Source organism: Streptomyces sp. NPDC005483, from assembly GCF_040606035.1.
Taxonomy (GTDB): domain Bacteria; phylum Actinomycetota; class Actinomycetes; order Streptomycetales; family Streptomycetaceae; genus Streptomyces.
On sequence record NZ_JBEXEA010000005.1, the window covers coordinates 158,679 to 178,058 of the forward strand.

A 19,380-nucleotide genomic window follows, 5' to 3' on the forward strand; every position below is an offset into this window, starting at 1 on the left:
CCCCCATCCCGTCGGCCCTCGCCGGCAGCACCCGCTCCCCAACGAGCCCTCTCCACGAACTCAACCGCATCGGCGGCCGAACCGACCTCGGCGACATCGACGTGCCCTTCCGCCGACAGGCGCTCCGGACCGACCCCCGTCACCTCGTCGTCCACGCCCGACGGCGGCCCCTTCCCCGAGTCCCTCCGTTCCCCCGCCCGTTCCGCGAAGAGCACCTCCGCCCGCCGCTGGAGTTCGTCGGCCGAGGCGGCATGCCGATGTCCGGCCCGGCCACGGGCGGCGGGCCGTCGGCGGTGCCGTGAACGTCCGTCGGAATGGGGGCCGCGTCCCGGCCCGCTGGTCGCCGTCGCTGTACGTGAGCGTGATCGAAATGCCATGCACCGAGGATCGGGCACTTCCGCCCACTCGTGATGATCTTGGTCAATTCCCGGGGATTACCCACCGGTTGTGGAAAACTCCGCCACCCGGACGAGTGACGAACCCCACCTCTACGACCTCACGCCCCCGTCGACGACCTCACGCCCGTCACCGAGGCGAGACCACGACCCCCAGCAGCCCGGGCCCCGTGTGCGCCCCGATCACCGCCCCGACCTCGCTCACATGCAGGTCGGCAAGTCCCGTCACCCGCGCCCGCAGCCGGTCCGCGAGGGCCGACGCCCGGTCGGAGGCGGAGAGATGATGGACCGCGATGTCGACCAGCGCGCTGCCGGCCCGGTCCGCGGCGATCTCCTCCAGGCGGGCGATGGCCTTGGACGCCGTCCGCACCTTCTCCAGGGGCTCGATCCGCCCGTCCACGAGTTTCAGCAGGGGCTTGACGGCGAGCGCGGAGCCCAGGAGGGCCTGCGCGGCCCCGATCCGTCCGCCGCGGCGCAGATAGTCGAGGGTGTCGACGTAGAAGTACGCGGATGTGCCCGCGGCCCGCTTCTCCGCGGCCGTGACGGCCTCGTCCACCGTGCCGTCCGCCTCCGCGGCCTCGGCGGCGGCGAGCGCGCAGAACCCGAGGGCCATGGCGATCATCCCGGTGTCGACCACGCGCACCGGCACCGGCGCCTCACGCGCCGCCATGACCGCCGCGTCGTAGGTTCCGGAGAGCTCGGCGGACAGATGCAGCGACACGATGCCGGTGGCACCGGACTCGGCGACCTTGCGGTAGTGCTCCGCGAATGCCTGGGGGCTGGGCCGCGAGGTGGTGACGGGCCGTCGCTTCTGGAGGGCCTGGGCCAGGGACCGGGCCGTGATCTCGGTGCCCTCTTCCAGCGCGCGGTCGCCCAGGACCACGGTCAGGGGTACCGCGGTGATGCCGTGCCGCTCCATCGTCCCCTGCGGCAGGTAGGCCGTTGAATCCGTGACGATCGCGACATGGCGGGACATGAGCTGGAGGTTACCTGCCGTAGCGTCCGGCTGGCAGCCCGGCCCCTGTGACCCGGGGCTGCCGTGTCCGGATCAAGTAGTGCTCTCGGGACGGGGTTTCTTCTGCCAGGGATAGGTGGGGCGAGGGCCCGGCCGGGTGATGGCGGGCCGCGTCGGTTCCTCGGCGGTGCGGGAGCGGGGCGTCTCGGGCCAGGTCTGCTGCTCTGGGCCGGCGTCGGCGTCGGCGTCGGCGGGTGAAGCCTGGGGCCACGGGGCCGGTGTCGCGATGGGCTCGGTTTTCGTCCAGTGGCGCAGAGCGCCTGACTCGACGTCGATCTGGGCGCTCAGTGTGTCCAGGTCGTCGTCGGCGAAGCGGCGCGCGCGGTCACGTGCCGCCCAGCGCAGGGAGTCCGCCGACTCTGTGATGCGCTCGGTGCGCTCCCGCAGTCCAGGCAGGCGCTCGGCCAGCGTCGCCCGGTCGGGCTCGGACTCCAGGCGCCTCAGTTCACCGTCCAGCTCGTGGCCGTGCGCGCTGAGCCGCTGGAAGAGACCGAGGGACTCCTTGAGGGATTCGTCGTCGGCCGCGCCCGCGTGCAGCGCGTCCTGGGTGGCCCGCATCGAGGTGCGCAGCTTCAGCCGCAGCTTGGCCAGCTCGCCCGCCGGGCCGAGCTGGGCGAAGGACTTGGCGCGCAGGGTGTGGTCCTCGACCGTGCGCCGGGCCTGGGTGATGGTGCGGTCCACTCCGCGCTTGGCGGCGCCGACCACCTTCACCGTCGCGTAGGCGCCCAGGGCCACGAAGAGCACGAAAAGCAGGGCCACTATCGCGATCACTGCTTCCACGTCTCCTCCTCCGCCCGGCGCGGCACTTCCCGCGCCGCTCTTCAAAGGTAAACGCAGCGGGCAGGCCCGGAGTTCCGGAAGAACCCCGAACCTGCCCGCACGCGACCCCTAGGGGGCCCGGGTTCCGCCCGGCACTACGCCGGAACGATGTTCACCAGCTTCGGCGCCCGCACGATCACCTTGCGGATGTCCGCCCCGTCCAGCGCCGCCACGACCTTCTCGTCGGCCAGCGCGACCTTCTCCAGCTCGTCGTCGGAGATGGCCGGCGAGACCTCCAGGCGGGCCTTGACCTTGCCCTTGACCTGGACCACGCAGGTCACGGTCTCGTCCACGACGTACTGCGGGTCGGCGACCGGGAAGTCCTGGTGGACGACCGAGTCGGTGTGGCCCAGCTTGCGCCACAGTTCCTCGGCGATGTGCGGGGCCAGCGGCGTGATCAGCAGCACCAGCGCCTCGGCGACCGGGCGCGCCACCGCGCCGCCCGCCTTGGTCAGGTGGTTGTTCAGCTCCGTGACCTTGGCGATGGCCGTGTTGAAGCGCAGGCCCTCCAGGTCCTGGCGGACCCCGTCGATCGCCTTGTGCAGGGCACGCAGCGTGGCCTCGTCGGGCTCGGTGTCGGTGACGGTCACCTCTCCGGTGGCCTCGTCGACGATGTTGCGCCACAGCCGCTGCAGCAGCCGGTACTGGCCGACCACCGCGCGCGTGTCCCACGGTCGGGAGACGTCCAGCGGGCCCATCGCCATCTCGTACAGGCGCAGGGTGTCGGCGCCGTACTCCTCGCAGATCGCCTCGGGGGTGACGGCGTTCTTCAGGGACTTGCCCATCTTGCCCAGCTCGCGCTTGACGGGCTCACCGGCGTAGAAGAACTGACCGTCGCGCTCCTCGATCTCGGCGGCCGGCACCGCGAAACCACGGCTGTCGCGGTAGACGAAGGCCTGGATCATGCCCTGGTTGAACAGCTTGTGGAAGGGCTCGGGAGACGAGATGTGCCCCAGGTCGAACAGGACCTTGGACCAGAAGCGCGCGTACAGCAGGTGCAGCACGGCGTGCTCGGCGCCGCCGACGTACAGGTCGACACCACCGTGCGGCTGCCCCGCGCGCGGGCCCATCCAGTACTGCTCGATCTCTGGGTCGACCAGCTGCTCACTGTTGTGCGGGTCCAGGTAGCGCAGTTCGTACCAGCAGGAACCGGCCCAGTTGGGCATGGTGTTGGTCTCACGGCGGTACGGACGGGGGCCGCGGCCGTCGCCCAGGTCCAGGGTGACGTTGACCCAGTCCTCGTTGCGGGACAGCGGGGTCTCCGGGGAGGTGTCCGCGTCGTCCGGGTCGAAGGTGCGCGGCGAGTAGTCCTCGACCTCGGGCAGCTCCAGCGGCAGCATCGACTCGGGCAGCGAGTGGGCGATGCCGTCCTCGTCGTAGACGATCGGGAAGGGCTCGCCCCAGTAGCGCTGACGGCTGAACAGCCAGTCACGCAGCCGGAAGTTGACGGTGCCCTCGCCGATGCCCTCGCGCTGCAGCCACTCGGTGATGCGGGCCTTGGCCTCGGTCACGCCCAGGCCGTCCAGGGAGACGCCCTCGCCGTGCGAGTTCACGATCCTGGCGTCGTACGAGGCGAAGGCGTCGTCCCACGTCGACGCGTCCGTGCCCCGGCCGTCGCTCGGCTCGACCACGCAGCGGATCGGCAGCTCGAAGGCGCGCGCGAAGGCGAAGTCACGCGTGTCGTGCGCCGGTACGGCCATGATCGCGCCGGTGCCGTAGCCCATCAGCACGTAGTCGGCGATGAAGACGGGGATCTGCTCGCCGTTGACCGGGTTGGTCGCGAACACCCCGGTGAAGACACCCGTCTTGTCCTTGGCCTCGGCCTGGCGCTCGACGTCCGACTTGGAGGCGGCCTGCGCGCGGTAGGCGGCGACGGCCTCGGCCGGGGTGGCGTGCCCGCCGGTCCACACGTCGTGCGTGCCCTCGGGCCAGGCGGCCGGGGTGAACTTCTCGACCAGCGGGTGTTCGGGGGCCAGCACCATGTAGGTCGCGCCGAACAGCGTGTCCTGGCGCGTGGTGAAGACTGTGATCGCCTCGCCGTCGACGGGGAAGTCGACGCGGGCGCCCTCGGAGCGGCCGATCCAGTTGCGCTGCTGCAGCTTGATGGCCTCGGGCCAGTCCAGCTCGTTCAGGTCGTCCAGCAGACGGTCGGCGTACGCGGTGATCCGCATGTTCCACTGGCGCAGCTTGGCCTTGAAGACCGGGAAGTTGCCGCGCTCGGAGCGGCCGTCGGAGGTGACCTCCTCGTTGGCCAGCACGGTGCCCAGGCCCGGGCACCAGTTGACCGGCGCGTCGGAGGCGTACGCCAGGCGGTACTCGCCCAGGACGTCGGCCCGTTCGGCGGCGGACAGGGCGGCCCAGGCACGACCCCCGGGAACCGGACGCTCACCGGACTCGAACTGCGCGACCAGCTCGGAGATCGGGCGGGCCTTCTTCGCCTCGTCGTCGTACCAGGAGTTGAAGATCTGCAGGAAGATCCACTGGGTCCACTTGTAGTAGTCCGGGTCGATCGTGGCGAACGACCGGCGCCTGTCGTGGCCCAGGCCCAGCCTGCGCAGCTGGGACTTCATGTTGTTGATCGCGGCCTCGGTGGTGATCCGCGGGTGCTCGCCGGTCTGCACGGCGTGCTGCTCGGCGGGCAGGCCGAAGGCGTCGAAGCCCAGGGTGTGCAGGACGTTGTGGCCGGTCATCCGCTGGAAGCGGGCGAAGACGTCGGTGGCGATGTAGCCCAGCGGGTGGCCGACGTGGAGTCCCGCACCGGAGGGGTAGGGGAACATGTCCATGATGAACTTCTTGGGCCTGGCGACCAGCTCCGGGTCGCCCGCCAGGTCGCCCTTGGGGTTCGGGGCCGCGTAGGTGCCGTCGGCGTCCCAGAAGTCCTGCCAGCGTGCCTCGATCTCGGCCGCGACGGCGGCCGTGTAGCGGTGCGGCGCGGCCACCTCGGCGGGGGCAGCGGGGTTCGTCTCGCTCATGGTCCTCAAAGCTCCATCGATCGTCTCTGCCAGCGGCTGTGTCGTCCGGAAACGAAAAATCCCCTCGCACAGGAGGGGACGCCGCGCCGATTCCGACCACGTCTTCACCGGTGGTCGGGACTGATCAGCGCGGCTCGCTAAGCAGAAGGCGTACGGCACGCATGGCGTCAGAGTACCGCAGCCGTTGAGCAAGCCGCGACGAACTTACGTATGCCTCTTTGGCACCGGGTGCCGCACTCGCCGCCGCAGTCGAGCGCAACCGTCCGATCCGACACAGGAACTGAATCAAGACCAATGGTTACTTCGCGTAACAGCTACTAAGGGGCATCGCAACAGCCCCGCGACCGTTTGATAACAACGCAATAACTCAAACGTCGTACCCATCGGTATGGCGCCACTTAGAGTGCGGCAGCGGGACCGCCTTCCCGAACCGCTCGGAGTTGCCCCCATGAACCCTCGTAGTAGCAACAGCACGCTCCCCAGGACGGGCCGGTCGGCCTATGGGGTGGCGACGGCCGTCTTTCTGCTGGCCATCCCTCTGGTCGTGGTGTACGGAGGTGTCTGGCTCCAGGACTTCCTCAACTTCGGGGCGGGCGTGGTGACGCTTGTCCTCCTCACCTGCTCCGTGATCTGGGGGCTGGTCGCGCAGGACCGGCTGATCCTCAACACCCGGCAGCGGATCGTCGCCCAGGGCGTGCACCGGATCACCGCGGTGGGCTCCATCGCGTTCCTTCTCCTGCACATCGGGATCAAAATCACCCTCGGCCACACGACGTGGATCGCCGCGTTCATCCCTTTCGGCCTCGGGTTCAGCAGCAGCGGGGGCCTCATAGGTCTCGGCACCCTGGCCGGACAGCTCATGATCTTCGTCGGCATCACCGGCGCCCTGCGTAACCGGTTCGCGTCCCCCGCGCCGGTCGCGGCCCGCTGGCGGGCGATGCACATGCTGGCCTACCCAGCCTGGTGTGCCGGTCTGGTCCACGGCCTGTACGCGGGGCGTGCGGTGAAGGCCCCGATCTTCACGTACATGTACGCGCTCTGCGTGCTCGGCGTCATAGCCGCCCTCGCCCTCCGCGCGGCACCGCGCCCGTTCAAGCGCAAGGTCACCGACCGGGTCGCCATGCTGCTCGGCGCCGAGGAGCGGCCTGGTCGTGAGGAGCTGGAGGCCAGCCGGGCCAGGAGGGCGGCGGAGAGCGCCGCACCGGGCCGCGAGAGCCGCAGGGCACCCGAGTCCGCCGGCCGGCGCTCGGAGTCGGCCCTGCCCGGCTACGAGGGCCTGACCCAGACCGGCTCCATCCCCGCCTACCAGGCACCCCCGGCCCCGGAACCCGCGGGCAGCGGGTTCGCCGCCGCCTATCGCGCCATGTCGCCGGGCGCCCAGCAGCCCTTCGACACCGGCCAGACCGCGCGCATGGACATGCCGATGGACATGCAGGCCGCGACCGACCCCATCGCGCGCATGGACAGCAGCACCTCCGGCAGCTGGCCGATCCCGTCCCCGCCGCCGGTCGGCGAGGCACCCCCCTCGGCCTACGACCCACTCCAGGACACGGGCTACAACATCCCGACCTATGGCGGTAATTCGGGCACCGCCAGCTATCTCACGGGTGATGTACGCGACACTGGTGAGTCGAACACCATGTACGGCACGTACAACCCCAACGACACGTACAACAGCGGTCCCGCCACTGATCCAACGCCCGGTCAGTCGTACGACTACGACTCACCGGGATCGGGCGAACCTTGGAACACGCCTTCCGGAGGCTATAGGTGAACGAGGCCCTGCCCGACGTACCAGAAGTCCGCGTGGTCGGTCTTCCCCAGCTCACGTCGGGCTTCGACCTTGTCGAACGACTTGACCTGCCCATGCACCTCAAGGTGCATGGGCCGCTCGAACCCATGGGCGGCGAGCAGCTCGCGAAGCTGTCCGAAGCCATCAACCTGAAGGGGCGCGGCGGTGCCGGCTTCCCCTTCCACAAGAAGCTGCGCTCGGTCGCCGAGGCGGCGATCAAGCGCGGCGTCCGACCGGTCGTCGTCGTCAACGGCAGCGAGGACGAACCCGCCTGCCGCAAGGACACGGTGCTCATCAACCGTGCCCCGCACCTCATCCTGGACGGCGCCCTCCTGGCCGCCGAAGCCCTGGGTGCCCGCACGCTCGTCATAGGCGTCACCCGGGAGTCCACCCAGCGCTCCATGGAGGCCGCCCTCGCCGAGCGCGGCCTCAGCAACGGCCGCAGATCGGCTCTACGCGCACGCGTGCAGCGCAATCCCGTCCGTATGGTCACCGGAGCGGCGGCCTCGCTGATCCGTTCCATCGACGGCGGCCCGGCCATCCCGCCCGGCCGCAAGGTCAGCGCCTCGCAGAACGGCGTCGGCGGCGCGCCCACGCTCCTGTCCAACGCCGAGACCTTCGCGCAGCTGGCGATCGCCGCGCGCATCGGTCCGGAGCGCTACGGCAACACCGGGCTGTACGACGAGCCGGGCACCGTCATGCTCACGGTCTCCGGCGCCGTCGCCCGCCCGATGGTGATCGAGGTCCCCACCGGCGTACCGCTGCGCTACGTCCTGCAGTTGGCCGGCGCCCCGCCGGTCCCGCAGGGCGTGCTGACCGGCGGCTACCACGGCAAGTGGATCGACGCGGCGACGGTCAACGAGGCGATCGTCTCCCGCAACTCCCTGGACGCCGTGGGCGGTGCGCTCGGTGCCGGCGCGATCCTGCCGATCACTCAGGAGACCTGCCCGCTGGGCGAGTCGCTGCGGGTGGCGCAGTGGCTGGCCGAGGAGAGCGCGGGCCAGTGCGGCCCCTGCTACCTCGGTCTGCCGGCCGCCGCGCGCGGCATGGAGGACATCCTCAACGGCGGCGGTCCGGCCGCCCTGGAGGCGCTCAAGCAGGTCGCCAAGAACGTGAAGCGGCGCGGCGCGTGCTCGCACCCGGACGGCTCCGCGATGTTCCTGGAGTCGACCATCAAGGCGTTCACGGACGACCTGGCCGCCCATGTCCTCGGCAACGGCTGCGGACGACCCGTGGAGGGCGTTCTGCCGCTCTTCGAGGGCGGCCGGACGCCGACGGGCATCGCGGGCGGCGGCGAGGCCGAGGAGACCGGTCCCAGCCGTCAGAAGATCTACGTCGACTGGACGCTCTGCCGGGGTCACGGGCTGTGCGCCGACATCCTCCCCGAGGTCTTCGAACTCGGCGCCGACGGCTTCCCGACCGTCGCCCAGGCCCAGGTACCGCGCTACGCCGAGGCGAAGGCTCTACGCGCGGTGCGTCGCTGCCCGGCGCTCGCCCTGCGCCTGGAGGAGGAGACCGCGCGCGACAAGGGTCCGGCCCGTAACCTGCCGGTGCTCTCCCAGGGCCGCGGGCGCCGCGCACTGGGTCGCTGAGCCGACGACAACACGAAGGGGGCCGCCCGGGATCGGGTGGCCCCCTTCGTCGTAGGCGGAACAACTGCCCCTGGAAAAACAGGAATCCCGCCGGATCGAGATGATCCGGCGGGATCTTTCTGTGGAGCTAAGGAGATTTGAACTCCTGACCCCCTGCATGCCATGCAGGTGCTCTACCAACTGAGCTATAGCCCCGTGCTGCGTGCCACCCGGTTTCCCTGGCGGCGACGCCAACATTACACGGTCAACCGGGTGGAACACCAAATCGTTTTCCTGCGGGCAGGGACAACGACGTCAAGCGGTCACGAACGAGTAGAACCGCTTCAGCGTGCAGTGTTCTTCGAGGAGACGGCCGTAGATCGGCTCGCCCTCCAGTTCGCGGTACGTCTCGATGGGGTCGCCTTTTATGATCAGCGCCCGCGCGCACTCCTCACACCAGTACTGGTAGTCGGGGTTGACCGGCTCCATGTCCCGCACGATCGGCGTCCCGCTGCCGCACCAGTCGCATTTTCGCCTGTGTGCACCCATCGATCAGCTCCAGCTGTGGCCGCAGGCCGTGCACACGTAGGAAATTCCGCCGTTGTCCCCGAGTACTTGGGCCACATGGACGGAACCGCAGGAAGGGCAGATGAGGCGCACCGTCGTGTCCCTTGACGACGCCTCTTCGCGGAGGTGGCCGCCCTCCACGAGGATGCTCGCAGGCATCACTACTCCCTCCCGTCGGGCCGCGCCCCCTTCCGGCCGTTTGATTCTGCCACGGCCGGACCAATACGGTCAGCGACGCCTGAGTACCAGTCCGGACACGGCGCCCACCGCGGCGGTCCCGGCCAGCGCGAACGTGCAGGCCCAGAGCGCCTCCGCAGAGGTATACGCCTCGGAGGGGCCCAGTGACTCAAGTCGGTTCAAGAACAGTGTGCCGAAACCCGCGACGCCGATCAGCTGGCCGAGCTGGGTGACCGTGGCGAGCAGACCGCTGGCGTCCGCCGCGTGCCGGGGCGGCACCGTGGCCAGGGCCCCGGTGAGCGTGGGACTGAAGGCGAGCGCGAGCCCGACACCGATGCCGGCGTAGGCGGCGTACAGCGTGCCGCCGCCCTCGCCGCCGTCCTTCAGTGCCAGCCCCACGCCCAGCGCGGCCAGCGCGGTGATCAGGAACCCGGCGGGCGTCAGCAGGCGCTGCCAGGATGCGGGCCAGCGGCGCCAGGTCAGTCCGACGACGCCGAAGATCACCGCGGTCGGCGCGAAGGAGAACCCGGCCCGCAGCGGGCTGTAGCCGAGGCCGCCCTGGACGTGCAGGGTCAGCGTGAAGAGGAAGCCGCCGTTGACGGCCATGATCGCCATGATCCGGAAGACGGCGAGTCCCATGCCGGGATGGCGCAGAGGGCGAACAGGATCGCGGCGGTGGCCATGGACAGCCAGGACCACAGCGGCCAGTCCTGCTCCTGCCCGAGCACCAGCGGCACCGTGCACAGCGACACGGCCGCGCCGAGCAGCACCAGGCCGGGCAGGTCGAGGCCGCGCGTCCGGTCCCGGCGTGTCGGACGGTCCCCGGGGAGCAGGACCCGAGCGCCCACGGCCAGCAGGACGAGACCCACCGGCACGTTCACCAGGAACACCGGACGCCAGCTCGTGCCGAACAGGTCGGCGCTGACCAGGACTCCGCCGACGACCTGGCCGGCGGCGGCGCCGACCGCGAGGACCGCCGAGTACGCGCCGAGCGCCTTCATCCGGGCCTCGCCGGTGAAGTTGCGCTGGATCAGGCTGAGCACCTGCGGGATCATCACCGCCGAACCGGTGCCCTGCACCAGCCGGAAGACGATCAGCTCGGTGGCGCCCTGGGCCAGACCGCAGGCCAGCGAGGCCGCCGTGAACAGGGCGAGGCCGGCGAGGTGGACCCGGCCGTGCCCGAACCGCTCGCCGAGCCGGGCGCCGGTGATCAGCAGCACCGAGTACGTGATGGCGTATCCGGCGACGACCAGCTGGAGTTGGGCGCCCGAGGCGTGCAGTTCGGTGCCGATCGTGGGGGCCGCGACGTTCACGATGAACACGTCGAGCAGCGCCATGAACTGGGCGGTGAGCACGAGCGCGAGTAACGGCCGGGGCCGGGGCCGGTCGTCAGTGGCGGGTGCTTCACTTCTGGCAGGTGGGGAGACGGACGCGGGGTCCGGTCCCGTCCGGGGCGTTGTCGTCATGGTGTCGAGCCTGAGGACATCCCGGTACGGGTGCCGAGAGCCCGGCGATGCTGGTACTGCCAGCACCTGGCAAGCGCCGGGCGCGGCACCGAGGATGGTCGTGACGAGGGGGACGTGACGATGAGGACGACACAGCGACGACGGCCCGAACTGGCCTCGTTCCTGCGCAGCAGGCGGGCCCGGGTGACCCCGGCGGACGTGGGCATGCCGCCGGGCCTCAGGCGCCGCACCCCGGGACTGCGGCGCGAGGAGGTCGCCCAGCTCTCCGGCGTCGGTGTGACCTGGTACACGTGGCTGGAACAGGGCCGGCCGATCAACGCGTCCGCACAGGTCCTGGACGCCGTGGCCCGCACCCTGCGGCTCGACCAGCCCGAGCGGGAGCACCTGTACCGCCTGGCCGAGGTGCCCTTCGACCCGGTCCCGCAGGAGCCGACCGAGTCGGTGGGGCCGGAGGTGCAGGGCATCATCGACGCCCTCGACCCGCTCCCGGCGGTCGTCTACAACTCGCGGTACGACATCCTGGCCATCAACCCCGGCTACCGCGCCCTGATCACGACCCCGGAGATCGTCGACATAGGGGTGCCGAACGCGCTCTGGACGCTTTTCACGGTGTCCGAGGACGCCTGCCCGCTGCTGTACAGGGAGCGCGAGCTGCCGGTGATGGTGGCGACGCTGCGCTCCTCCTACGGCAGGCATGTCGGCGAACCGGCCTGGGAGCGCTTCATCCGCGCGCTGACGGTGGCCAGCCCGTACTTCGCCGAGCTGTGGGCGAGCGGCGAGGTGGTCCGACCGGGACCGCGAGTGAAGACGTTCCGGCACCGGGCCGTCGGCGAGCTGCGGATGACCTCGCAGTCGCTGTCGATCGACGGGATGCCCGAATGCCGGATCGTGGTCTACACACCGGCGGACGCGGAGACACATGAAAAATCCCGCCTCCTGACGGAGACGGGATCCTCATTGAGTGGAGCTAAGGAGAATTGAACTCCTGACCTCCTGCATGCCATGCAGGCGCTCTACCAACTGAGCTATAGCCCCTTGTGTTCTTCCCGCTCGGCGGGCGAACAAGAAGAACTTTAGCCTGCGACCTGCCGGAAAGTGAAATCCGGTCCGGAGCCCGATCCGGAGCCCTCAGTCGTCGTCGCCGAGCACCGGTTCCGGGAGGGTTCCGGCGTTGTGCTCCAGCAGACGCCAGCCGCGCGCGCCCTGCCCGAGGACGGACCAGCAGCAGTTGGAGAGGCCGCCGAGGCTCTCCCAGTGCCGGGCGTCCAGGCCGAGCAGCCGGCCGATGGTGGTGCGGATGGTGCCGCCGTGGCTGACCACGACGAGCGTGCCGTCCTCGGGGAGCTTCTCGGTGTGCCGGAGCACGACGGGGGCGGCGCGGTCGGCCACCTCGCTCTCCAGTTCACCGCCACCGCGGCGGACCGGTTCACCGCGCTTCCACGCGGCGTACTCCTCGCCGTGCCGGGCGATGATCTCCTCGTGCGTCAGCCCCTGCCAGACGCCCGCGTAGGTCTCCCGCAGGCCCTCGTCGTGGGCCACGTCCAGGCCGGTGAGCGCGGCGAGCTCGGCGGCGGTGTTCGCGGCCCGCCGGAGGTCGGAGGCGACGATCGCGTCGGGCTGGAGGGAGGCCAGCAGCCGGGCGGCGCGGCGGGCCTGGCCGACACCGGTCTCGGTGAGCTCGACGTCGGTGGTGCCCTGGAAGCGGCGCTCCACGTTCCAGGAGGTCTGGCCGTGCCGCCACAGGATGACGCGGCGGCCCCGGCCCTTGCGGTCGGCGGGAGCGGTCACCGCGGCTCCCCGAACTCCGCGTCGTCCTCCTCGGCCCGGAGCTTGGCGTGCTCCTCCCCCTTGCCGCGGGTCGCCTTGGCGTCGGCCGGGAGCTCCAGCTCGGGGCAGTCCTTCCACAGCCGCTCCAGGGCGTAGAAGACCCGCTCCTCGCTGTGCTGGACATGGACGACGATGTCCACGTAGTCGAGCAGGACCCAGCGGGCCTCGCGGTCGCCCTCGCGGCGCACCGGCTTGGCGCCGAGCTCCTTCGAGAGCCGCTCCTCGATCTCGTCGACGATGGACTTGACCTGGCGGTCGTTGGGCGCGGACGCCAGCAGGAAGGCGTCGGTGATCGAGAGGACGTCGCTGACGTCGTAGGCGATCACGTCATGGGCGAGCTTGTCGGCGGCCGCCTGCGCGGCGGTCTGGACGAGCTCGAGGGAACGGTCAGTGGCGGTCACTACAAGGCTTTCGGTCGGCGGGCACTTGACACCAAGGGTCTCACGGACCGCCGACGCCACCCCACGTGATCGTGGAGATCACGCGGGGTGCCGCTCGGGGGCCGAGCGGGGCCTAGGACGAGGAGTCCGGCTTGTAGTCCTGGCCGAGGAGCACGGAGACGTTCGCGCTGGAGGAGATCGCGCCCTTGGCGACGGCGCCGGCGGGCAGGCCCAGGGTCTTGGCGACCTCGGTGGCGTTCGCCTTGTCGGCGGCGTCGGCGTAGACGACCTTGGAGGTGGCCCGGGACGAGGAGGGTGTGCCGCCGTCGATGAAGGTGAAGCCGCCGTTGAGGAGGACGACGCGGGCCTTCTCGGTGTTGTCCTTGGTGCCGGTGGCGTTCTGGACCGAGACGCTCACCGCCGCGTCCTTGTCGGGGCTCTTCGCCTTGCCGCCGAGGACGTCCTTGACCACACTCGCGCCGGCCGCCGCGCTCAGGGTGCCGTCCTGCTGGACGGGCAGCAGCGCGGTCTTGTAGTCGCCGCTCTTGGCGAGGTCCGCGAGCTTGGCGAGGAAGGTGCCGAGGTCCTTGTCCGTCAGGGACGGGTCGAGGATCTGGGCCAGCGTCTGCACGGTGGTGGTCGCGGCCGTCGGGTCGGAGGACAGCTTGCGCAGTACGGCTTGCAGGACCTGCCCGAACCGCTCCAGCTGGGCGTTCTGGGCCTCGCCGGAGGCGCGGTAGGTGGCGTAGGCGACGGCCATCTTGCCGCTGAGGGTCTGGTCCTTCCCCTTGCTGACCAGGGGCGCCTGGCCCTTCTTCTTGGCATCGGGGTCGGGCACGGCGGCGTCGGTGTCGACGTCGATGTTCCCGACCAGGTCCACCAGGTTCTGCAGGTAGGGGGTGTCCAGCCGCCAGGTGCCCTCGATGTCGGTGCCGAGGACGGTGTCGAGGGAGTCGACGGTCCCGGAGGATCCGTCGTCGTCGACCGACTTGGCGAGGGTCGTCGTGGAGCCGTCGTCGGACGTCAGGTTGAGGGAGTTGGGGATCAGGACGGTGGTGCCCTGCTTGGTGGTGGTGTTGTCGACGAGCAGCGCCGTGGAGGTGCCGCCCTTCGTGGTGTTGTGGAGATGGACGACGATCACGTCGCGGTTCTGGGCGCTCGCCGCGACCGTGGTGTCCTTCTTGCTCTCCGACTCCGGCAGACCGGGCAGTTTCCCGGCGTACCAGAGGTAGCCGACGCCGCCCACCGCGACCAGGGCGAGGACGACGACCAGGGCGACGAGCCGGCTGCGGGCGCGGCGTTTGGCCTCCTCGCGGCGCTCGGTGCGGTTCTCGGTGAAGTTGAGCCAGTCGATGACGTCCTCGGAGTCACCGTCGGGGTCCTCGACGAACGCGAACTGCGCGGTGTGGTACTGCCGTTCGTCCCCCTCGGCGGGCTCCGCACCCGCCTGGCCCCCGCCGGGACGGCCTGCACCGGCACGCCCCGCGTCGGCCGGGTTCTCGTCGACCCGGGCACGGTGACCCTGCCCGGCCTGCGTTCCCCCGGCCGGCCCGCCCTGCTGCGGGATGTAGGCCGTCTGCTCGGCGACACGGGGCTGCTGGCCGCTGGCGGCGGCCCGGCCGTAGGGGTCGTACGCCGTCGCCGGACCGCCGCCCTGCTGGGCCCCGTCGGCGTACGGGTCGTAGGGCGGCACCGGCGCCTGCTGACCGGTGTCACCGGCGCCGTACGGGTCGTACGCGGGGTTGTGGGTGCCCGTGGCGTACGGGTCGTAGCCGTAACCCTGCTGGGTGTAGGGGTCGTACTGCTGCTGCGGGGCCTGTTGCGGCGGGATCTGCTGGTACACCGGCCGGCCGTACTCGTCGTAGCCGACGAGCGCGTACTGGTTCTCCTGGCCGTCGCCGTAGCCCGCGTCGTATCGGTCGTTCACCGGTGCCCCTCTCGACTCATTCGCCGCGGTACAGCTCGCGCTTGTCGATGTATCGCACGACTCCGTCGGGCACCAGGTACCAGACGGGGTCGCCCTTGGCGACTCTCGCCCGGCAGTCGGTGGAGGAGATGGCGAGGGCGGGGACCTCGACCAGCGAGACGCCGCCCTCGGGGAGCCCTGGGTCGGCCAGGGTGTGGCCGGGCCGGGTGACTCCGATGAAGTGCGCCAGGGCGAACAGCTCTTCCGCGTCCCGCCAGGTGAGGATCTGGCCGAGGGCGTCGGCGCCCGTGATGAAGAAGAGGTCGGTGTCGGGGTTGAGGGCCTTGAGGTCGCGCAGGGTGTCCGTGGTGTAGGTCGCGCCACCGCGGTCGATGTCGATGCGGCTGACCGAGAACTGCGGGTTCTCGGCGGTCGCGATGACCGTCATCAGATAGCGGTCCTCGGCCGGGGAAACCACGCGGTGGGTCTTCTGCCACGGCTGGCCCGTCGGCACGAACACCACCTCGTCCAGGTGGAACTGCGCGGCAACCTCGCTGGCCGCCACGAGGTGCCCGTGGTGGATCGGGTCGAACGTCCCGCCCATGACGCCCAGGCGGCGTTTGCCGGGCCTCGACGGGCTGTTGCCCGGGCCGGTAGGCATGTCCTGCTCTCCCATGCGTGCAGACCCTACCGGCCCGGCCTGAGGACCCCGGCCGGCGGTGGCCCGGAGTGCCCTGCTTTGGGCACCCGGTGCCTCAGCGGTCGCGGTTGAAACGGGTGGTGATCCACAGCAGGAGCAGCAGGATGATGAAGGCGCCGCCGCCGGTCACCAGGGGGTTGAGGCTCTCGTGGTTGCCGCCGTGCTCCTCGCCCTCTGCGGCGAGGGTGACCAACTGGGCAGCGGTGCTGTGGAAGCTCATCTTCGGCAGGACCTATCCGGTGGGCGGGATAAAGATGTCGGCCCATCGTAAGCGGGCGCGGTGAGGGCGATCACGCCGACTCCACCGTTGGGGGACGGCGGGGAACCTTCGCCCTTCCTCAGTCGTCCTTCCGCTTGTACCCCCGCAGCAGGAACCACGCGGTGAACGCACAGCCCACGAACATCACGATCAGTACGACCCGGAGCAGATTTCCGGACCCTTGCTGCTCGGCGGCGCTCGCGGCCTCGGTGAGCCAGGCGGCTCGGGTGTGCTCCATGACGTGGACTCCTTCGCTGTACTGCCCGTCCACGCTATCTCCGCCTACGCTGGGGTCTGCTTCGGGGGCGCAAAGGGCCGCACAAGGGTCCGCAAAGGATCTCGGAGGCCGAAGGGGCCGAAGAGGCACAGCCAAAGACGCACATGGGGGGAAGACATGTCCGACGACGGCCATCAGAACAACGGACACGAGCACGTGCCGAGCAGGCAGCGCAGGCGTTTCCCGGGAATCTCCTCACGTGCGTACGAGCACCCCGCCGACCGCTCCGCCCTGGTGGCGCTGCGCAAGCTGAGCGGATTCGACACGGTGTTCAAGGCGCTCAGCGGCCTGCTCCCGGAGCGGAGCCTGAGGCTGCTGTTCCTGTCCGACTCGGTGCGCGTCTCCGACCAGCAGTTCGCGTACCTCAACGACATGCTGCGGGACGCGTGTTACATCCTGGACCTGGAGAAGGTCCCGCCGATGTACGTCACCCAGGACCCGCAGCCGAACGCGATGTGCATCGGCCTGGACGAGCCGATCATCGTCGTCACCACGGGTCTGGTCGACCTGCTCGACGAGGAGGAGATGCGGGCGGTCGTCGGCCACGAGGTGGGTCACGCCCTCTCCGGCCACTCGGTCTACCGGACCATACTGCTGTTCCTGACCAGCCTCGCCCTGCGGGTGGCGTGGATCCCACTGGGCAACCTCGCGATCATGGCGATCGTGACCGCGTTGCGCGAGTGGTTCCGCAAGTCGGAGCTGTCGGCGGACCGGGCGGGCCTCCTGGTCGGCCAGGACCTGCGGGCCTCGATGCGGGGTCTGATGAAGCTGGCCGGCGGTCACCATCTGCACGAGATGAACGTGGACGCGTTCCTGAAGCAGGCCGAGGAGTACGAGGCCGGCGGCGACCTGCGCGACTCCGTGCTGAAGATCCTGAACGTCCTGCCGCGCTCCCACCCCTTCACCACCGTGCGGGCGGCCGAGCTGAAGAAGTGGGCCGAGTCCCGCGACTACCAGCGGATCATGGACGGGCACTATCCGCGCCGCACGGAGGACAAGGACACCTCGGTCACGGATTCCTTCCGTGAGTCGGCGGCGAGCTACGCGACCAACGTCAAGAGCTCCAAGGACCCGCTGATGAAGCTGGTCAGCGACCTCGCGGGCGGAGCGGGCGACCTGGGCGGCAGGGTGCGCAGGGGCTTCGGCGGCTTCTCGAACTCGGCACCGCGGGAGGACGAGCCCCCGACGGACACGCCCCGCGACAACGAGGCGGACTGAGACTTTCCAAGGCGCGCGGGGCGGTATCCATGTGCGGCTACCGCCCGCACCGCGCGGACACGACCGCCCCCGCCGCCCGCCCCCTCACCGGTCGGACCCCAGCCGTCGGACCCCGGCGGTCGGACCCCACCGGTCGGCAGCTACCGGACGCGCTCAGCGGCCCGCACCGGACGACCGCCTCCGGTCACACCTTCGGCTGCGCGCTGGTGGCCAACGACCCGCACAAGGCCGTAGCGCTGCCGGTGGCATAAGGGTCCGTCCCCGCCGGCCCACCGGCCTTCGCGGTCTGCCCGGCGAGCAGCGGGTGCAGCCGGTTCGTGGAGTCCTCCGCGCAGGACAGCGGGCCGGCCTGGACGTACGACACGACCAGCTGGGCCGTGTGCATCCGCAGATCGTCCCGGTCGAACCGGAAGTGCAGCTCACGCCGCACGGTGAACAGCGACACCGCGGAACCCGCGCTGCCGGCCGACCGCAGTGCGTACACGAACGTGTGGTCCGCGGTGACCTCCAGCGTCGACGCGTCGGTCTCGGCGGCCTGGAGACTCCCCTGCACCCGGATCCTGCCGTCGGCCAGCCGCACCTCGGCGGGGTCGAAGCGAACCAGCCAGCCGGTCGGCGCATGCCGACCGTCGGCGGCGGGGTGGGTGAAGCTCTGGTCGAACTGGTCGAGCTGGTCCGTGTCGAGGAGCACCCGCACGGCGCGGACCTGGTCGCCGACGAGGACGTCCGGGTCGAGCGAGGACCGCACGAGGTAGTCCTTGGCGGTGGTCAGCGCGGACACGACCTGGCCGTCGGAGAAGTGCGCGGTGCGTCGGGAGGCGGGCAGCGGGATGCCCTCGGCGCCGATGCGGTACTGCGCGGCGGGGCTGTGCGCGTAGAGGTACTCGGCGTCGGGGTGCCCCGGGACCCTGCCCGCGGGGGCCAGCGGGATGACGGTCATCCGCAGGGGCTCGACGGGCTGCCGGATCGGGGAGGTCTGGTAGGGGTGCCGTACGCCCATGTAGATCGCGGTGCCGAAGGCGACGGCGATCAGCAGGAGCAGGATCAGCGCCTGCCGGGACAGTCCCCGGTGCAGCGGCGGACGGCGGCGTACTGCGGGCGCGTGGTCGGACATGCGCTCGTGCGCGGAGTACTCCTGGAGGCGGGCAGCGCGGACGAACGACTCGTCGAAGACGACGGATCGGTACTCGTCCTCACCACCCACGGGGGCGCCCTCGGGTGTCCCCTCAGGTGGGTCTCCTGGCCCTCCCATATCTTCAGGGTAGGTCTCGGGGAGCTCAGGTAAACGCGCTGCTGTGCGACAAGTTCTGACAGGTTCTCACCAGGATCGTCAGGGCGTTCGCGGGACTGCGGAGACGGCTGGCTGGGAGTAGTCGGCGGACGCCGAGGGCGTCACCGTGCTCCCCTGTTCCAGACCGGTCGAGGCGGGCGGCGGAACCCGGTCGCGGCTGCCTGAGGAGGCGCCCCGGTAGACCGCCGTGAAGGCCAGCGCGACCATGCCGATCCCCATGACGAGGGCGAGCATCCAGGCGACGGGGCGGTGCCAGCGGACCTGTTTGCCGTACGTCCCCGGGGCGCCGTAGCGGCCTTCGAGGACCTCGGTGTCGTCCAGGTCGTCGAGGTCGGGATCATGGCCGAAACCGCCGGGTCCGAAGCCGTCGTCGTACCGCTCGGCTCTGAGGCGGGCGCGGCGGGCCTCGGCCTCGGAGGCCTCCGCTCTCGCCTGGGCGGCTGCCAGGAGGCGCTCGACGGCGGTCGGCTCGTGCACCACGGCCGCCTGTATGAAGGCCTCGTCGAAGACCACGGAGGCGAACTCTTCGTCCGACACCCCGCGGTCGTGGTCGTCGTCGGGCTCCCAGCCGTCAGGGAACGGCGTGCCCCCCACGTCCTCCGGCACGAATCCAGAGTAGACCTGGGGGGTCAATTTGGGCAGACGGTACGGAAATTCATCCGCCCTGTGAGACACCTCTCGTGCGCCCGGGAAGCAGGCCCGGGGCGCCTGCCGGACGCATATGCCCTGGCAGTGCGCCCCCTGACGG

17 protein-coding genes, 2 tRNA genes and 1 pseudogene are annotated in these 19,380 nt (G+C 70.5%); 4 read left to right on the forward strand and 16 right to left on the reverse strand.

The window, feature by feature from the left end; genetic code table 11:
* Positions 1-525: 525 nt before the first annotated feature.
* The 3 genes from ABZT06_RS11985 to leuS form a co-directional block, all read right to left on the reverse strand.
* A complete protein-coding gene (locus tag ABZT06_RS11985; protein WP_355738652.1) occupies positions 526-1,371 on the reverse strand; it encodes a DegV family protein in 846 nt (281 codons plus the stop codon).
* 72 nt (positions 1,372-1,443) lie between these two features.
* Positions 1,444-2,190, reverse strand: a complete 747-nt coding sequence (locus tag ABZT06_RS11990; protein ID WP_355738655.1) for a hypothetical protein — start codon at positions 2,188-2,190, stop codon at positions 1,444-1,446.
* Positions 2,191-2,324: 134 nt separating this feature from the next.
* The gene (gene leuS, locus ABZT06_RS11995) at positions 2,325-5,201 is read right to left on the reverse strand and encodes a leucine--tRNA ligase (protein ID WP_355738658.1); all 2,877 of its coding nucleotides are present in this window, start codon (positions 5,199-5,201) and stop codon (positions 2,325-2,327) included.
* 448 nt (positions 5,202-5,649) lie between these two features.
* On the opposite strand from leuS, the gene ABZT06_RS12000 reads away from it, so the two are divergent.
* Both ABZT06_RS12000 and ABZT06_RS12005 read left to right on the forward strand, forming a co-directional pair.
* Entirely contained in the window at positions 5,650-6,975 is a 1,326-nt protein-coding gene (locus ABZT06_RS12000) for a cytochrome b/b6 domain-containing protein (RefSeq protein ID WP_355738661.1), read from the forward strand.
* Positions 6,972-8,585, forward strand: coding sequence for an NADH-ubiquinone oxidoreductase-F iron-sulfur binding region domain-containing protein (locus ABZT06_RS12005; protein WP_355738664.1), 1,614 nt, complete (start codon positions 6,972-6,974; stop codon positions 8,583-8,585). The genes ABZT06_RS12000 and ABZT06_RS12005 overlap by 4 nt, the downstream gene beginning before the upstream one ends.
* A gap of 122 nt (positions 8,586-8,707) precedes the next feature.
* On the opposite strand, the gene ABZT06_RS12010 is transcribed toward ABZT06_RS12005, so the two are convergent.
* The 4 genes and pseudogenes from ABZT06_RS12010 to ABZT06_RS12025 form a co-directional block, all read right to left on the reverse strand.
* Positions 8,708-8,780 (reverse strand) — tRNA-Ala (locus ABZT06_RS12010).
* Between the two features lie 99 nt (positions 8,781-8,879).
* The gene (locus ABZT06_RS12015; RefSeq protein ID WP_003976229.1) at positions 8,880-9,113 is read right to left on the reverse strand and encodes a hypothetical protein; all 234 of its coding nucleotides are present in this window, start codon (positions 9,111-9,113) and stop codon (positions 8,880-8,882) included.
* A 3-nt stretch (positions 9,114-9,116) separates the two neighbouring features.
* Complete coding sequence (locus ABZT06_RS12020) at positions 9,117-9,290, reverse strand: hypothetical protein (protein WP_355738667.1); 174 nt, start codon at positions 9,288-9,290, stop codon at positions 9,117-9,119.
* Positions 9,291-9,359: 69 nt separating this feature from the next.
* A pseudogene (locus tag ABZT06_RS12025) lies at positions 9,360-10,663 on the reverse strand (MFS transporter).
* A 231-nt stretch (positions 10,664-10,894) separates the two neighbouring features.
* Here ABZT06_RS12025 and ABZT06_RS12030 point away from each other — a divergent pair.
* Positions 10,895-11,755 (forward strand): helix-turn-helix transcriptional regulator, encoded by an 861-nt coding sequence (locus ABZT06_RS12030; RefSeq protein ID WP_355738670.1) that lies wholly within the window; start codon positions 10,895-10,897, stop codon positions 11,753-11,755.
* Here ABZT06_RS12030 and ABZT06_RS12035 read toward each other — a convergent pair.
* The 7 genes from ABZT06_RS12035 to ABZT06_RS12065 form a co-directional block, all read right to left on the reverse strand.
* Positions 11,737-11,809, reverse strand: a tRNA-Ala gene (locus ABZT06_RS12035). The two genes, ABZT06_RS12030 and ABZT06_RS12035, sit on opposite strands and share 19 nt — an antisense overlap.
* Before the next feature lie 93 nt (positions 11,810-11,902).
* Complete coding sequence (locus ABZT06_RS12040) at positions 11,903-12,562, reverse strand: histidine phosphatase family protein (RefSeq protein ID WP_355738673.1); 660 nt, start codon at positions 12,560-12,562, stop codon at positions 11,903-11,905.
* Positions 12,559-13,002 (reverse strand): ribosome silencing factor, encoded by a 444-nt coding sequence (gene rsfS, locus ABZT06_RS12045; protein WP_355738676.1) that lies wholly within the window; start codon positions 13,000-13,002, stop codon positions 12,559-12,561. The genes ABZT06_RS12040 and rsfS overlap by 4 nt, the downstream gene beginning before the upstream one ends.
* A gap of 112 nt (positions 13,003-13,114) precedes the next feature.
* Complete coding sequence (locus ABZT06_RS12050) at positions 13,115-14,908, reverse strand: LCP family protein (protein WP_355738679.1); 1,794 nt, start codon at positions 14,906-14,908, stop codon at positions 13,115-13,117.
* 16 nt (positions 14,909-14,924) lie between these two features.
* Entirely contained in the window at positions 14,925-15,563 is a 639-nt protein-coding gene (gene nadD / locus ABZT06_RS12055; RefSeq protein ID WP_355738682.1) for a nicotinate-nucleotide adenylyltransferase, read from the reverse strand.
* A 79-nt stretch (positions 15,564-15,642) separates the two neighbouring features.
* Positions 15,643-15,807, reverse strand: a complete 165-nt coding sequence (locus ABZT06_RS12060; protein ID WP_037716950.1) for a hypothetical protein — start codon at positions 15,805-15,807, stop codon at positions 15,643-15,645.
* 118 nt (positions 15,808-15,925) lie between these two features.
* Entirely contained in the window at positions 15,926-16,084 is a 159-nt protein-coding gene (locus tag ABZT06_RS12065) for a hypothetical protein (RefSeq protein ID WP_355738686.1), read from the reverse strand.
* 156 nt (positions 16,085-16,240) lie between these two features.
* On the opposite strand from ABZT06_RS12065, the gene ABZT06_RS12070 reads away from it, so the two are divergent.
* Entirely contained in the window at positions 16,241-17,341 is a 1,101-nt protein-coding gene (locus ABZT06_RS12070; protein ID WP_355738689.1) for a M48 family metallopeptidase, read from the forward strand.
* A 184-nt stretch (positions 17,342-17,525) separates the two neighbouring features.
* Here ABZT06_RS12070 and ABZT06_RS12075 read toward each other — a convergent pair whose 3' ends face one another.
* A complete protein-coding gene (locus ABZT06_RS12075) occupies positions 17,526-18,593 on the reverse strand; it encodes a hypothetical protein (protein ID WP_355738692.1) in 1,068 nt (355 codons plus the stop codon).
* Positions 18,594-18,671: 78 nt separating this feature from the next.
* Entirely contained in the window at positions 18,672-19,265 is a 594-nt protein-coding gene (locus tag ABZT06_RS12080) for a hypothetical protein (RefSeq protein WP_355738695.1), read from the reverse strand.
* Positions 19,266-19,380: the final 115 nt, after the last annotated feature.

Excerpts from the sequence above, each read along its gene's own strand:
- ABZT06_RS12075 (WP_355738692.1), bottom strand. The coding sequence starts at position 18,593 with ATGGGAGGGCCAGGAGACCCACCTGAGGGGACACCCGAGGGCGCCCCC.
- ABZT06_RS12070 (WP_355738689.1), top strand. The coding sequence starts at position 16,241 with ATGTCCGACGACGGCCATCAGAACAACGGACACGAGCACGTGCCGAGC.
- ABZT06_RS12030 (WP_355738670.1), top strand. The coding sequence starts at position 10,895 with ATGAGGACGACACAGCGACGACGGCCCGAACTGGCCTCGTTCCTGCGC.
- ABZT06_RS11985 (WP_355738652.1), bottom strand. The coding sequence starts at position 1,371 with ATGTCCCGCCATGTCGCGATCGTCACGGATTCAACGGCCTACCTGCCG.
- ABZT06_RS12065 (WP_355738686.1), bottom strand. The coding sequence starts at position 16,084 with ATGGAGCACACCCGAGCCGCCTGGCTCACCGAGGCCGCGAGCGCCGCC.
- ABZT06_RS12020 (WP_355738667.1), bottom strand. The coding sequence starts at position 9,290 with ATGCCTGCGAGCATCCTCGTGGAGGGCGGCCACCTCCGCGAAGAGGCG.
- leuS (WP_355738658.1), bottom strand. The coding sequence starts at position 5,201 with ATGAGCGAGACGAACCCCGCTGCCCCCGCCGAGGTGGCCGCGCCGCAC.
- nadD (WP_355738682.1), bottom strand. The coding sequence starts at position 15,563 with ATGGGAGAGCAGGACATGCCTACCGGCCCGGGCAACAGCCCGTCGAGG.
- ABZT06_RS12015 (WP_003976229.1), bottom strand. The coding sequence starts at position 9,113 with ATGGGTGCACACAGGCGAAAATGCGACTGGTGCGGCAGCGGGACGCCG.
- ABZT06_RS12060 (WP_037716950.1), bottom strand. The coding sequence starts at position 15,807 with ATGAGCTTCCACAGCACCGCTGCCCAGTTGGTCACCCTCGCCGCAGAG.
- ABZT06_RS12000 (WP_355738661.1), top strand. The coding sequence starts at position 5,650 with ATGAACCCTCGTAGTAGCAACAGCACGCTCCCCAGGACGGGCCGGTCG.